The organism is Acinetobacter sp. ABJ_C4_1 (genome assembly GCF_044538495.1).
In the GTDB taxonomy this organism is placed as follows: domain Bacteria; phylum Pseudomonadota; class Gammaproteobacteria; order Pseudomonadales; family Moraxellaceae; genus Acinetobacter; species Acinetobacter nosocomialis_A.
In genome coordinates, this window is record NZ_JBIUCQ010000008.1 from 58,711 (window position 1) to 73,425 (window position 14,715).

12 protein-coding genes are annotated in these 14,715 nt (G+C 42.2%); 11 read left to right on the top strand and 1 reads right to left on the bottom strand.

Translation table 11 applies throughout. The annotated features are described in order from the left end of the window. Positions 1-298 precede the first annotated feature (298 nt). The 4 genes from lldP (at position 299) to dld (ending at position 5,890) form a co-directional block, all read left to right on the top strand. Complete coding sequence (gene lldP, locus ACIF8R_RS11415) at positions 299-1,966, top strand: L-lactate permease (RefSeq protein WP_396480828.1); 1,668 nt, start codon at positions 299-301, stop codon at positions 1,964-1,966. Positions 1,967-1,985: 19 nt separating this feature from the next. Beyond that, a complete protein-coding gene (gene lldR, locus ACIF8R_RS11420; protein WP_005309013.1) occupies positions 1,986-2,738 on the top strand; it encodes a transcriptional regulator LldR in 753 nt (250 codons plus the stop codon). Continuing rightward, a complete protein-coding gene (gene lldD / locus ACIF8R_RS11425) occupies positions 2,735-3,886 on the top strand; it encodes an FMN-dependent L-lactate dehydrogenase LldD (protein ID WP_004706043.1) in 1,152 nt (383 codons plus the stop codon). Before lldR ends, lldD begins: the two co-directional genes overlap by 4 nt. Before the next feature lie 297 nt (positions 3,887-4,183). After that, complete coding sequence (dld, locus tag ACIF8R_RS11430) at positions 4,184-5,890, top strand: D-lactate dehydrogenase (protein WP_396480830.1); 1,707 nt, start codon at positions 4,184-4,186, stop codon at positions 5,888-5,890. Between the two features lie 48 nt (positions 5,891-5,938). On the opposite strand, the gene ACIF8R_RS11435 is transcribed toward dld, so the two are convergent. Continuing rightward, entirely contained in the window at positions 5,939-7,153 is a 1,215-nt protein-coding gene (locus ACIF8R_RS11435) for an amino acid aminotransferase (RefSeq protein ID WP_325754696.1), read from the bottom strand. Between the two features lie 515 nt (positions 7,154-7,668). Between ACIF8R_RS11435 and ACIF8R_RS11440 the strand changes: the two genes are divergently transcribed. The 7 genes from ACIF8R_RS11440 to ACIF8R_RS11470 all read left to right on the top strand — a co-directional run bounded on the left by ACIF8R_RS11440 (position 7,669) and on the right by ACIF8R_RS11470 (position 14,705). Continuing rightward, positions 7,669-8,379 (top strand): GntR family transcriptional regulator, encoded by a 711-nt coding sequence (locus ACIF8R_RS11440; protein ID WP_001153627.1) that lies wholly within the window; start codon positions 7,669-7,671, stop codon positions 8,377-8,379. Beyond that, a complete protein-coding gene (gene prpB / locus ACIF8R_RS11445) occupies positions 8,372-9,256 on the top strand; it encodes a methylisocitrate lyase (RefSeq protein WP_005071840.1) in 885 nt (294 codons plus the stop codon). The genes ACIF8R_RS11440 and prpB overlap by 8 nt, the downstream gene beginning before the upstream one ends. Positions 9,257-9,322: 66 nt before the next feature. Beyond that, positions 9,323-10,480 (top strand): 2-methylcitrate synthase, encoded by a 1,158-nt coding sequence (gene prpC / locus ACIF8R_RS11450; protein WP_004795430.1) that lies wholly within the window; start codon positions 9,323-9,325, stop codon positions 10,478-10,480. Beyond that, on the top strand, positions 10,480-13,086 hold the full coding sequence (acnD, locus tag ACIF8R_RS11455) for a Fe/S-dependent 2-methylisocitrate dehydratase AcnD (protein WP_396480834.1): 2,607 nt from the start codon (positions 10,480-10,482) through the stop codon (positions 13,084-13,086). The genes prpC and acnD overlap by 1 nt, the downstream gene beginning before the upstream one ends. 77 nt (positions 13,087-13,163) lie before the next feature. Beyond that, positions 13,164-13,382 carry a hypothetical protein gene (locus tag ACIF8R_RS11460; RefSeq protein WP_026056967.1) on the top strand — a complete coding sequence of 73 codons (219 nt, stop codon included), beginning with the start codon at positions 13,164-13,166 and terminating at the stop codon, positions 13,380-13,382. A gap of 29 nt (positions 13,383-13,411) precedes the next feature. Continuing rightward, positions 13,412-14,248, top strand: coding sequence for an AbiJ-NTD4 domain-containing protein (locus tag ACIF8R_RS11465; RefSeq protein WP_348901629.1), 837 nt, complete (start codon positions 13,412-13,414; stop codon positions 14,246-14,248). 322 nt (positions 14,249-14,570) lie between these two features. Further along, positions 14,571-14,705 carry a zinc ribbon-containing protein gene (locus tag ACIF8R_RS11470; RefSeq protein WP_001983336.1) on the top strand — a complete coding sequence of 45 codons (135 nt, stop codon included), beginning with the start codon at positions 14,571-14,573 and terminating at the stop codon, positions 14,703-14,705. Positions 14,706-14,715 lie beyond the last annotated feature (10 nt).

Sequence of the window (14,715 nt, forward strand, 5' to 3'; positions counted from 1 at the left end):
TTATATTCAAATTTTTCACTTCATTTCTATAGTTCATATCTAAATTTATAAGAAAGATTTTTACGACTTTAGTCTAATAAATAAATTTATAAATTAGAAATTGCTTGATTTTACTTAGCACTATTGGTCTTACCAATTATGATGGTTATTTAATGATTGATCTTACCAATTTCTGTGTTTATGATGCGGTCTGTGGTTTAAGGAATAACATTTGCACTTAATTTTTAATTGGTAAGACCAATTGTGTTAAATGTTTAAGAATTTAAGGTACAAAAATTCGCCCCGGCATTTCAAGGAGATGACAATGCTCAATATGTGGCAACAACTTTATGACCCTTTAAATAATATTTGGCTGTCCAGTGCGGTTGCATTAATCCCGATTATTTTCTTCTTTTTGGCATTAGCAGTTTTTCGTTTAAAAGGCAGTATCGCGGGTACGGGCACAGTCATTATTGCATTATTGATTGCTCTCTTTTTCTATCAAATGCCGGGTCAAATGGCCTTTGCGTCAATCATTTATGGTTTCTTCTATGGTCTATGGCCAATTTCATGGATCATTATTGGGGCAGTTTTTCTATACAAAATTTCGGTAAAAACAGGCCAGTTTGAGGTTATTCGCTCAAGCATTTTGTCAATTACCGAAGATCAACGGCTGCAAATGTTACTCGTTGGTTTTGCCTTTGGTACTTTCCTTGAAGGGGCTGCAGGTTTTGGTGCTCCTGTCGCAATTACGGCTGCACTCCTTGTAGGTTTAGGCTTTAAGCCACTTTACGCTGCTGGTTTATGCTTGATTGTAAATACCGCGCCAGTGGCATTTGGTGCGATGGGTATTCCAATTATTGTGGCGGGGCAGGTGTCAGGCGTAGACACTATGGAAATTAGCCAGATGGTAGGTCGTCAGTTGCCATTTTTAACGCTGATTGTGCTGTTCTGGATTATGGCGATTATGGATGGCTGGCGTGGTGTTAAGGAAACTTGGCCTGCTGTATTAGTGGGTGGTGGCGCTTTTGCGATTGCCCAATATCTTACATCTAACTTTATTGGCCCTGAATTACCAGACATTACCGCTGCAATTGCGTCATTGGTGAGCTTAACTTTGCTGTTCCGTTTTTGGAAACCAAAACATATTTTCCGCTTTGAACCTGAAGCTGGCCAAACTCTAATTCAGCAACCTACAACGGTTCAACGTTACAGTATTGGGAAAATTGCTAAGGCGTGGTCTCCATTTGCCATTTTAACAATTATGGTGACCATCTGGAGTGTTAAGCCGTTTAAAGCATTATTTGCAAAAGAGGCTGCTCTTGAGCACTGGATTTTTAAACTTGAAGTACCGTATTTGCATAAATTGGTCGAAAAAATGCCGCCAATTGTGGCAGAAATAAAGCCATATGAAGCGATTTATAAGTTTGACTGGTTCTCTGCAACAGGTACTGCAATTTTTATTGCCGCAATCATCACCGCTATTTTCTTAAAAATGAAAGCAAGTGAGGCAGTAACGACTTTTGGTGAAACACTCAATGAGTTGAAAACACCGATTTACTCGATTGGTATGGTGTTGGCGTTTGCTTTTATTGCGAATTATTCAGGTTTATCTGCAACTTTAGCTTTGGCTCTATCGCATACAGGTCATGCGTTTACTTTCTTCTCACCATTTTTGGGTTGGCTTGGTGTGTTCCTTACAGGTTCAGATACCTCTTCAAATGCTTTGTTCTCAGCATTACAGGCGACCACAGCTCAGCAGATTGGTATTCCAGAAGTGTTATTGGTGGCTGCTAATACCAGCGGTGGTGTAACCGGTAAGATGATTTCTCCACAGTCGATTGCGATTGCGTGTGCAGCGGTAGGCTTAGTTGGAAAAGAGTCTGACTTGTTCCGTTTCACGGTAAAACATAGCATCATATTCACTGTCTTTGTTGGCATCATTATTACGGTTCAGGCTTATCTGGTTCCGTGGATGATTCCATAACTCCAGTGAAGGAAACGCGATGAGAATCTCCGATCAAGTGGTCATGAAATTGCAGGCATTAATTGAAGAGCGTCATATGAAAAAAGGTGACCGTTTGCCTGCCGAACGCCAGCTTGCAACAAGTTTAGGGGTTTCTCGTCCGTCTTTGCGTGAAGCGATTCAACAGCTCAATAGTCAAGGGGTGCTCAGTAGCCGCCGTGGCGATGGGACCTATATTCAGCAGTTACCTGAGCAGTGGCCACAGCAACTCATTGTGAACCCAATTAGTAACTTGATTGAAGAAGATCCACTGTACCGTTTTGATGTGCAAGAGGCGAGGTTATTACTTGAAGGTGGCACGGCATGGTATGCCGCATTGCGCTCAACGCCTGAAGATCGTGCCAAAATCCGTCATTATTTTAATGAAATTAGTCGCCATCAAAATGCGGGCGACTCGGCACAGGCTGCGGTCGCAGATGCTGAATTTCACTTAGCAATTGCTGAAGCATCTCACAATGTGGTGCTGATTCAAATGATGCGCAGCTTGTTTGATTTGCTGCAATACAACGTCTTGTTAGGGCGTAAAAAAGTTTATAACGACCCAGTCAATGGTGACTTGCTGAGCGAGCAGCATTTTCAGGTGATGGATGCTATTGATCGTAAAGATCCCGAGGCCGCACGCCAAGCTGTCTGCGGTCATATTGAATTTGTGATTAATCATGTGCGTTCTCTGGATGAAGATGAAGCTCGCCAGAAACGTGCAAACCGTTTAAATAGAGTTGATTCAAAATGATTATTTCTTCTGGCAATGATTATCGTGCTGCGGCACAACGTCGCTTACCTCCATTTTTATTTCACTACATTGATGGTGGAGCGTATTCGGAATATACCTTAAAGCGTAACGTACAAGATTTGTCAGAAATTGCATTGCGTCAACGTGTACTGAATGACATGTCAGCGTTAAGTTTAGAGACAAAACTGTTTAATGAAACCTTGTCGATGCCAGTTGCTTTGGCACCTGTGGGTTTAACAGGTATGTATGCACGCCGTGGTGAAGTGCAAGCCGCGATGGCAGCCGATAAGAAGGGTATTCCATTTACGCTTTCAACGGTTTCAGTGTGTCCGATTGAAGAAGTTGCACCTGCAATTAACCGCCCGATGTGGTTCCAGCTTTATGTATTACGTGACCGTGGTTTTATGCGTAATGCTTTGGAACGTGCAAAAGCAGCAGGCTGTTCAACACTTGTGTTTACTGTAGATATGCCTGTGCCAGGTGCACGTTACCGTGATGCCCATTCGGGGATGAGCGGACCAAATGCTGCGATGCGCCGTTATATGCAGTCTATGTTCCATCCACATTGGTCGTGGAATGTCGGCTTAATGGGGCGTCCGCATGACTTGGGTAATATCTCTAAATATTTAGGTAAGCCGACTGGGCTTGAAGATTATATTGGTTGGTTAGGCTCGAATTTTGACCCATCGATTTCATGGAAAGACCTTGAGTGGATCCGTGAGTTTTGGGATGGCCCAATGGTAATTAAGGGTATTTTAGACCCTGAAGATGCTAAAGATGCGGTGCGATTTGGTGCAGATGGGATTGTGGTGTCGAATCACGGCGGTCGTCAGTTAGATGGCGTGATGTCATCTGCTCGTGCATTGCCTGCAATTGCTGATGCAGTCAAAGGTGACTTAGCAATTTTGGCTGACTCAGGCATTCGTAATGGCTTAGATGTAGTGCGTATGTTAGCGCTTGGTGCCGATACGGTTTTACTTGGCCGTGCGTTTGTGTATGCCTTGGCAGCAGCAGGTGGGCAAGGGGTGTCGAACTTGCTTGATTTGATTGATAAGGAAATGCGAGTTGCGATGACGCTGACAGGTGCTAAGTCGATTTCGGATATTAATGCGGATTGTTTAGTACAGGCGATGAAGCAAGGTTTTTAAGAAATAACTTTTTAAGTGAAGCAATAAGTACAGCTTAAGAATTTGGCGATTTGCTAATGCTTTACATATAGGCATTTGTCACTTTTGAAAGGTCAAAAGTAACCAAAAACCTTTTGTTGAGCAAACCTTACGTCCTTGTACGGTTGCTCAACAGGCGGCATCCATGCCGCCAACCGCGATAGTAAATGTAGGGCTGATTCACATTAGAGAATGAGCTAATTAAATTATAAATTACAAACGGTAAGATGCCGTCGTGTTGGTCTAATTTGATAAATGGATGACCAAAAGGAAACCATCATGCAAACATTTTCTCCTCAAGCAGTGATTGACCGTTTACAAAACATTGTAGGGCGTTCGCATGTGTTGACCGATGATCAAAGCACGCGTCAGTACCGTCAAGGTCGTCGTTTTGGTGAGGGGAAAGTGCTTGCAGTGGTTGTACCAGGGACCTTGCTAGAGCAATGGCAAGTGTTGCAGGCTGCAATTGAGGCAGACTGTATTGTCATTATGCAGGCAGCAAATACAGGACTCACCGGTGGTTCAACTCCGTATGGTGATGATTATGACCGTCCTGTTTTGGTGATGAGCACGCGCCGATTAAAGGGGATTCAAGTTATTCATGAAGGCAAGCAAGTGATTTGTTTACCGGGTGCGACCTTAGATAATTTAGAGCAAATTTTAAAAGGCTATAATCGTGAGCCACATTCGGTAATTGGTTCATCTTGTATAGGTGCATCGGTACTCGGTGGTGTCTGTAATAACTCTGGCGGTGCCTTGGTACGCCGCGGTCCTGCGTATACTGAACTGGCGTTATATGCTCAGGTCAATGCTGCTGGTCAATTAGAACTGGTAAATCATTTAGGCGTAAATTTAGGCTCGACTCCTGAAGAAATTTTGACGCGTTTAGAGAAGCAGCAATATCAAGCTGTAGATATTTTAGATGACAGCGAAAAGCAGGCATCGGATCATCGCTATGCTCACGATGTGACGCAAGTTGATGAAGATACACCTGCGCGTTTTAATGCAGACCCGTCACGTTTGTTTGAGGCTTCGGGTTCGGCGGGTAAAGTTTGTGTATTTGCTGTGCGCCTTGATACCTATGAAAAAGTAGAAAGTAATGTCTTTTATATTGGTACTAATGATGCCGATGATTTAACGGCCATTCGTCGCTACTTACTGACCTCACTGCCAAGCTTGCCGATTGCGGGCGAATATATTCACCGAGATGCTTACCTGATTGGCGAAAAGTACGGGAAAGACACGTTTTTGTTTATTGAAAAGTTTGGTACAGCCAATGTTCCAAAAGCTTTTGCGATGAAAGATAAAGTCGATGGCTTTTTAGAAAAATTTAAAATTAAAGGTTTAACGGATCATATTTTACAGGCGATTACCTTCTTTTTACCGAGTCATTTACCGAAGCGTATGACCGAATATCGAGATCGTTATGAGCACCATTTAGTGCTACGTGTTGAAAATAATTCAAAAGCTCAGACCGAGCAGTTTTTAAAAGAATATTTTGCAGTGCATCAGTCAGGTAGCTATTTCGTATGTAGCGAAGAGGAAGGCCGAAAAGCGTTCTTACACCGTTTTGCGATTGCAGGGGCGGCAATTCGTTATCGTGATACACATCGTAGTGAAGTTGAAGATATTGTGGCGCTTGATATTGCGCTACGTCGTAATGACCGCGAGTGGGTAGAGCAACTGCCAGCCGAGATGGAAAAGAAAATCATCCATAAACTCTATTATGGGCATTTCTTTTGTCATGTATTCCATCAGGACTATATTCTTAAAAAGGGCCATGACCCTTTAGAAATGGAACATCAAATGTGGAAATTGTTGGACGCGCGCCGTGCTGAGTATCCGGCAGAGCATAATGTTGGGCATCTTTATATTGCCAAGCCTGCATTAGCCAATTTCTATCAAAAACTCGACCCAACCAATAGCTTTAATGTGGGGATTGGGCATACCTCAAAACTGAAGTATTGGGGCAAAGCTAAATCTTAATATCTAGAAATAAAAAAAGGCGCCGAAGCGCCTTTTTTAATAGGTGATTTATGCTGCTTCTGTTGATTTAGCAAGCACTTCTGCAACTGCTTTAGCAACAGTATAAACATTGTTCATGTTTAAACCTGCTACACAAATACGGCCACTACGTACTAAGTAGATTGCATATTCTTCACGCAAGATGTCCACTTGCTCAGCAGTTAAACCTGTGTAACTGAACATACCTTTTTGGTTTACAAGGTAGCTAAAGTCACGGTCTGGTAACGCTTTAGTGAGTTCATCTTTCAAGATGCTACGCATTTTGATAATACGCTCACGCATCTCTTTCACTTCGCCTTGCCATTGTTGGTTAAGTTCAGCGTCATTTAACACTTCATCAACTAACCAAGCACCTGTTGTAGGAGGGCTAGAGTAAATACGGCGTACAGTCGCTTTTAACTGACCGAATGTGCACTGAGCAGCTTCTGCATCGTCACATACGAAAGTTAAGCCGCCAACGCGTTCGCCATATAAAGAGAAGATTTTAGAGAACGAGTTGCTCACAATGAAGTTTAGACCCGCTTGGTCTAAAGCACGGATTGCATACGCATCTTCTTCCATACCGTCACCAAAACCTTGGTAAGCGATGTCTAGGAATGGAATAAGGTTACGATCTTTTAATACTGCAATCACTTGGTCCCATTGCGCTGGGTTTAAGTCAGCACCCGTTGGGTTATGGCAGCATGGGTGCAACAACACAATGCTTTGCTCAGGCAAAGTTTTAAGTGTAGACAACATACCGTCAAAATCTACACCACGCGTTTCTGCATCGAAATATGGGTAGAAATGAGTCTTGATGCCAGCGCCATTGAAAATCGCAACGTGGTTATCCCAAGTTGGTTGGCTTACCCAAACGTCTGAATTTGGGAAATAAGTTTTTAAGAAGTCCGCACCAACTTTCAATGCACCTGAACCACCAAGTGTTTGGATCGTCACAGCACGGCCAGCTTTAACTGCTGGGCTGTTTGCACCAAATAAAAGTGCTTGAATTGCTTCACGGTAAGGTTTGAAGCCTTCCATTGGCAAATAAAGTTTGGTTTTACCGTTCTTAGGCTCAATACGCTTTTGCGCTTCAATAATGGTCTCTAACTGAGGAACAATACTGTCTTCGTTATAGTAAAGACCAATACTCAAGTTCACTTTTCCAGAACGAGTATCAGCATTGAACTGTTCCATTAAAGATAAAATTGGATCGCCTGCGTATGGGGGGATATGTTGAAACATCAAAAAAGTCCTTTCATTCAACAATATGCATAGTGCTGGGTTTTTTCTGTCTCGAAAAATACGCCACAACTATGTCGATGTTCAATAATGTATCAATAAAGCTACCGTGAAGCACCTGATAATTTCACTAATATCGATATTTTCTGGCTGAAAATGATAAAAAGATTTAAAAGAAATTACGGTAAATAGATACTAATTTCTAACTCATGCTTTCATTCAAGCAGATTGTCTACAATCTTGCTGTAATACATTGGTTGTAGACTAAAGTTTGAAACAAAAGATTAGCGGTCGAAAAGCAGCTAAAAAAGTGTCATAAATCTCTAGGTAAAATAATATTAACTAACTGTTTTATAAATACAAATTGGAAAGTGGTGTAATACTATAAATATAAGGTGGAATGACAGGCCAAATGATAAAAATTGACCTGATGCGTTCTGAAAAGTGTCAACAATTACCTTGATTTTTTTCATTCATACCGCTATAAAACTCATAATTGATTAAAAATTGTCGACAATATGCAAGATTTGACCTTCGCACCAGAGCCATTACAAAGTCAGGGAAGAACACTGACCGAGAATGTATTTAAACAAATACAGACGGCGATTGTTTTGGGTCAAATTCCGGCAGGTAGCAAAATTTCTGAGCCTGAACTGGCGCGCACTTACGGCATTAGCCGTGGGCCTTTGCGTGAAGCAATTCATCGCCTTGAAGGTCAACGACTGGTTGAGCGTACTGCACATGTGGGAGCGCGCGTGGTTTCGCTATCCTTGCAGCAGTTTAAAGAGCTTTACCAGATTCGTGCGTCTTTAGAAGGTTTGGCCTGCAAACTTGCTGCACAGCATATTGATAAAAAGCAAATCTTGGCGCTACGTGATGTCTTACGTATGCATGCCGAAGATGAAAACTTTAAAGCAGGTAAGGGATATTACTTACAAGAAGGACAGGACGATTTTCACTACTGCATTATCAAAAGTAGTGGCAATAAAACCCTAGAAAAAATGCTATGTGATGAGCTCTATCATCTCATCCGCATGTACCGAATTCAGTTTTCAAACACACCCGACCGACCAAGCAAAGCTTGGGACGAACATATCCGTATTTTAGATGCAATTGCAGAAGGCGATGGTGAACTTGCCGAGCTGCTCATGCATCGACATATCAATGCTTCTTACAAAATTATTGAGCAAACACTGCTACAAGCACAAGGAGAACATAACAATGGCTAAACAATCCGCAGGTCAGCTATTTCGCGATGCAGTAGCCCAAGAAAAGCCATTACAAGTGGTTGGAACCATCAATGCCAATCATGCACTTTTGGCAAAACGTGCAGGTTATAAAGCGATTTACTTATCAGGTGGTGGTGTAGCCGCTGGTTCTTTAGGCTTACCTGATTTGGGAATTAGTAACCTTGATGATGTGTTGACCGACGTACGCCGTATTACTGATGTATGTGATCTTCCATTATTAGTCGATGCTGACACAGGTTTTGGTGCTTCTGCATTTAACATTGCTCGTACTACAAAAGCACTGATCAAGTTTGGTGCGGCGGCAATGCACATTGAAGACCAAGTGGGCGCAAAACGTTGTGGTCACCGTCCGAACAAAGCCATTGTGACTCAAGAAGAAATGGTTGACCGTATTAAAGCAGCGGTTGATGCGCGTGGTGATGACAGCTTCGTGATTATGGCGCGTACCGATGCATTGGCTGTAGATGGCTTACAAGCTGCAATTGACCGTGCGGGTGCCTACATCGAAGCGGGTGCAGACATGTTGTTCCCTGAAGCAATTACTGAGCTTGATATGTACAAGCAATTTGCTCAGAAGACAGGTGCACCAATTTTGGCAAACATTACCGAGTTCGGTTCTACACCACTGTTTACCACTGAAGAGTTAGCATCTGCCGATGTAAGCCTTGCGCTTTATCCGCTTTCTGCTTTCCGTGCCATGAACAAAGCAGCCGAAACTGTGTATGAAACCTTGCGTAAAGAAGGCACGCAAAAGAACGTGATTGATATTATGCAAACGCGTAAAGAGTTATATGAACGCATTAACTACTATGCGTTTGAAGACTACTTAGACAACGCATTTGCTAAAAAGAAATAAGAAGTAAAACACGGTACATATGCCGTGTTTCCCAAATAATTTAAATAGATAGGAAAGGACAATCTTATGAGCTCAAATGAAACAACAACAGGCTTCAAACCAAAAAAATCAGTTGCACTTAGCGGACAAGTTGCAGGAAACACAGCACTGTGTACCGTAGGACGTAGCGGTAATGACTTGCACTATCGTGGCTATGACATTCTTGACCTTGCAGCGGGTAGCCAGTTTGAAGAAGTTGCTCACTTGCTCGTACATGGCAAACTACCAAACAAAGCTGAACTCAAAGCGTATAAAGCAAAATTAAAAGCACTTCGTGGCTTACCAGCAGCTCTTAAAACTGCACTTGAACAATTACCACCATCTGCACACCCAATGGATGTGATGCGTACAGGTGTTTCAGTTTTAGGTTGTTTAACGCCAGAACACGAAGACCACAACGAAGCGGGCGCAAAAGACATTGCTGACAAATTAATGGCAAGCCTAGGCTCAATGCTGCTTTATTGGTACCACTTCAGCAACAACGGACGTCGTATTGAAGTTGAAACAGATGACGACTCAATTGCAGCGCATTTCTTGCACTTACTTCATGGCGAAAAACCATCTGAAGAATGGATTCAAGCAATGCATACATCGCTTATTTTGTATGCTGAGCACGAATTTAACGCGTCTACATTTACCTCACGTGTAGTTGCAGGTACAGGTTCTGACATGTACTCAGCAATTACTGGTGGTATTGGTGCGCTTCGTGGACCTAAACACGGTGGTGCAAACGAAGTTGCATTCGTGATTCAACAACGTTACGACAATGCAGACGAAGCAGAAGCTGACATCCGTAAGCGTGTTGAAAATAAAGAAGTCGTGATTGGTTTTGGTCACCCTGTATATACAGTTTCTGACCCACGTAACGAAGTAATTAAGAAAGTGGCGCACGACTTAGCAGAAGCACAAGAGAACACAAAAATGTACCTCATCGCTGAACGTTTAGAAGCAGTGATGAAAGAAGTGAAAAACATGTTCCCGAACCTCGACTGGTTCAGTGCAGTGAGCTACCACTTGATGGGCGTTCCAACTGCCATGTTTACACCGTTATTCGTGATTGCACGTACAGCAGGCTGGTCAGCACACGTGATTGAACAACGTCAAGACGGCAAGATCATTCGTCCAAGCGCGAACTATACAGGCCCTGAAAATCTCGAATTTAAACCATTGGCGGAGCGTGGTTAATGAACACAAAATACCGTAAACCGCTGGCAGGTACCCAGCTTGAATATTACGACGTGCGTCAAGCCGTTGAAGATATTCAGCCAGGCGCATACGAAAAACTGCCTTACACCTCTAAAGTACTCGCAGAGCAATTGGTACGCCGTGCCGATGCCGAGAACTTAACTGCATATTTAACGCAGTTGATTGAACGCCGTCAGGACTTGGACTTTCCTTGGTACCCTGCACGTGTGGTGTGTCATGACATCTTGGGTCAAACAGCTTTGGTTGACCTTGCAGGTTTACGTGATGCGATTGCTGACAAAGGCGGTGACCCATCTAAAGTTAACCCAGTTGTGCCAACACAGCTCATTGTCGACCACTCTTTAGCGGTGGAATATGGTGGTGCTGACCCAGACGCTTTTGCAAAAAACCGTGCTGTTGAAGACCGTCGTAACGAAGACCGTTTCCACTTTATTGAGTGGACCAAAACAGCATTTAAAAATGTCGATGTGATCCCTGCGGGGAACGGCATTATGCACCAGATTAACCTAGAGAAAATGTCTCCGGTGATTCAGGCGCGTGATGGCGTAGCATTCCCAGACACATGTGTAGGTACAGACTCACACACACCGCATACAGATGCGTTGGGCGTAATTTCTGTGGGTGTTGGTGGCTTAGAAGCTGAAAACGTAATGTTAGGCCGTGCATCTTGGATGCGTCTACCAGACATTATTGGTGTTGAGTTTGTAGGTCAGCGTCAGGCAGGCATTACTGCAACAGATATCGTGTTGGCTCTAACTGAGTTCTTACGTAAAGAGCGTGTGGTTGGTGCTTACCTTGAGTTCTTTGGTGAAGGTGCTGACAGCATGTCTGTGGGCGACCGTGCAACCATTTCGAACATGACACCAGAATATGGCGCTACGGCTGCGATGTTCTACATCGACCAAAACACAATCGACTACTTACGCTTAACAGGGCGTGAAGATGCTCAAGTGGCATTGGTTGAACAGTACGCAAAAGAAATCGGCCTTTGGGCATCTGATATGACCAAAGCAGAGTACCCACGTGTACTACGTTTTGACCTATCAAAAGTAACACGTAACATCGCTGGTCCATCAAACCCACATGCACGTGTTTCAACTGCGGACCTAAAAGAAAAAGGCATTGCGGGTGTAGTTGAAAACCGTTCTGATGGCTTAATGCCAGATGGCGCGATCATTATTGCTGCAATTACTTCATGTACCAATACTTCTAACCCGCGTAACACTGTGGCGGCAGGTTTGTTGGCACGTAAGGCAAATGAACTTGGTTTAGTTCGTAAACCTTGGGTGAAATCATCATTTGCACCGGGTTCAAAAGCGGCTGCTCTTTACCTTGAAGAAGCGGGTGTTCTAAAAGACTTAGAACAACTTGGTTTTGGTATTGTGGCTTACGCTTGTACGACATGTAATGGTATGTCGGGCGCGTTAGATCCAGTCATTCAACAAGAAATTATTGACCGTGACTTGTACGCAACAGCAGTACTGTCTGGTAACCGTAACTTCGATGGCCGTATCCATCCATATGCAAAACAAGCGTTCTTGGCATCTCCACCGCTTGTTGTAGCATATGCAATTGCGGGTACGATTCGTTTTGACATCGAAAAAGATGCGTTAGGTCATGACAAAGAAGGTAAGCCGATTTACCTGAAAGACATCTGGCCATCTGATGCTGAAATTGATGCCTTAGTTAAACAAGCCGTGAAGCCTGAACAGTTCCGTAAAGTCTACATTCCAATGTTTGACTTGGGCGAAGTTGAACAAGCGAAGAGCCCACTTTACGACTGGCGTCCGCAAAGTACTTATATCCGCCGTCCACCATATTGGGAAGGGGCGTTGGCTGCACCACGTACTTTGGCGAATATGCGTCCGCTTGCGATTTTGGGTGACAACATCACCACCGACCACTTGTCGCCTTCAAACGCGATTTTGATGGACTCGGCTGCGGGTGAATACCTTCACAAAATGGGCGTACCAGAAGAAGACTTTAACTCATACGCAACGCACCGTGGTGACCACTTGACTGCACAACGTGCAACATTTGCCAACCCGAAACTGTATAACGAAATGGTGGTTCGTTCAGACGGTACCATTAAGCAAGGTTCAAAAGCGCGTGTAGAGCCAGAAGGCGAAGTCATGCGTATGTGGGAAGCGATTGAAACCTACATGAACCGTAAACAGCCATTAATTATTATCGCGGGTGCTGACTACGGACAGGGTTCAAGCCGTGACTGGGCTGCGAAAGGTGTACGCCTTGCAGGTGTTGAAGCGATTGTGGCAGAAGGTTTTGAGCGTATTCACCGTACTAACTTGGTGGGTATGGGCGTGTTACCACTTGAGTTTAAACCGGGTGTAAACCGCAAAACTTTAAAGCTAGATGGTACAGAGCTTTATAGCGTGATTGGTAATATTGCGCCGCGTTCGACTTTAACTTTAGTGATTGAACGTGCCACAGCGGATGGTAAAGAAGAGATTCTTGAAGTGCCTGTGACTTGCCGTTTAGATACAGAAGAAGAAGTTTCGGTATATGAAGCGGGCGGTGTATTACAACGTTTTGCGCAAGACTTTTTAGAAGGTCAAGTAGCTTAATATTTAGTCTATAATTGATTGAAATTTATTCAGAAGAGCCCTATCTTGAAGATGGGGTTTTTTTATTGAGAATAATAGTGGAAAGATATTTAGATTTAGATGGTGATTCTGGCGTTTTTTCATATGAAATTGGTGATACATATATAAGGGTAAAGTTTGATAAAACCATTAAAATTTATCAGTACAGCTATTATAAAGCAGGCCAACTTCATGTCGAAAAAATGAAAATATTAGCTAAGAGTGGTAATGGACTAAATTCTTATATCATGAGAAATGTAAAAAACTTATACGATTAAGGATATAAAAATAATCTGGGGTAAAAAGAATGTTATTTTCGAAAAGAAAAGGTCTTAGTCCAATAAGAATCGAAATCCAGAGAGAATCTATAGATGATGATTTGAAAAATGGTTTATGGAATGCCTTACATTTAACGATTTGGACAGAATATGATGGTTATCATTACAGTAAAACATTTAGAACATCGAATTTATTTACTCTACTTGTAAGTTATTGGCATAATTTTTTTAAACTTCCTCTAGATTATATGCCTCTAGATTTTGATATTGCTAAAGAAGCAATTAGAAAAAGATTTTTCGCTTACTCATGGTTTGAATTGTATGATTTTATAGAGTTTACTGCCCAAAATTGTCCAATTCATCTTCAGGATAATTTTATTAAATTTGTGAATCATATTCTTGAAAAAGAACTGTCAGCATATAGATTTGTTGATGAGCAATTAACAGACATAACAGATGAACAAGAGATTGAGTCAATTGAAACGGCAATTAACTCTTCTAATAAATTTTCGGGTACAGAAATACATTTGAAAGCAGCATTAAGTTTATTAACCGATAGAAAAAAACCTGATTATAGAAACTCGGTTAAAGAATCTATTAGTGCAGTAGAAGCTTTATGTATAACTTTATCTGATAATCCAAAAGCTACATTAGGAGCATCGCTAAATATTATTGAAAAAAATCATTCTTTACATCCCGCTTTTAAGAAAGCTCTGACAAGCTTATATGGATATACAAGTGATTCAGATGGAATTAGGCATGCACTTTTGGATGAATCTACCATTAGTTATAGTGATGCAAAATACATGCTTGTTTCTTGTAGCGCATTTATAAACTATGTGATTGGAAAGATAAGTGAAAAATAAGAATATAAAAAAAGCCCGACATCCTGTCGGGCTTTTTCGTATTTGGTTGCTAGATATGACTCCTGTCGTATCTCACGATCCTGATGCATGAACCTATTATTGTTGTTTTATGTTCCGGAACATCCTGTTCCTGTATGAACTCATCATAGAAAAAAAGCAGGGGACCGCCAATCCGCTAAATCCCTAAATCTGTGTAAGATAAATCGTACAAATAACATTTTTTGCATTTATGCCATCATCATCGGGCGAAATGGACAATTGACATTCACTTTAAGTGGGTTATATTCCTGTTTAATATATATACGATTATAGGAATGTAATCATGGTAACAGCAGGCGAAAAACCCGGAACAGGCTTCTATTTCTGTGCTCAGTGCGGTCATAGAGTGTTTTTAGAAATTAACACAGACCCTTTACCACCTTGCACGAAATGCTACTGCACACAATTTAAACGTTAAGAATGAAATA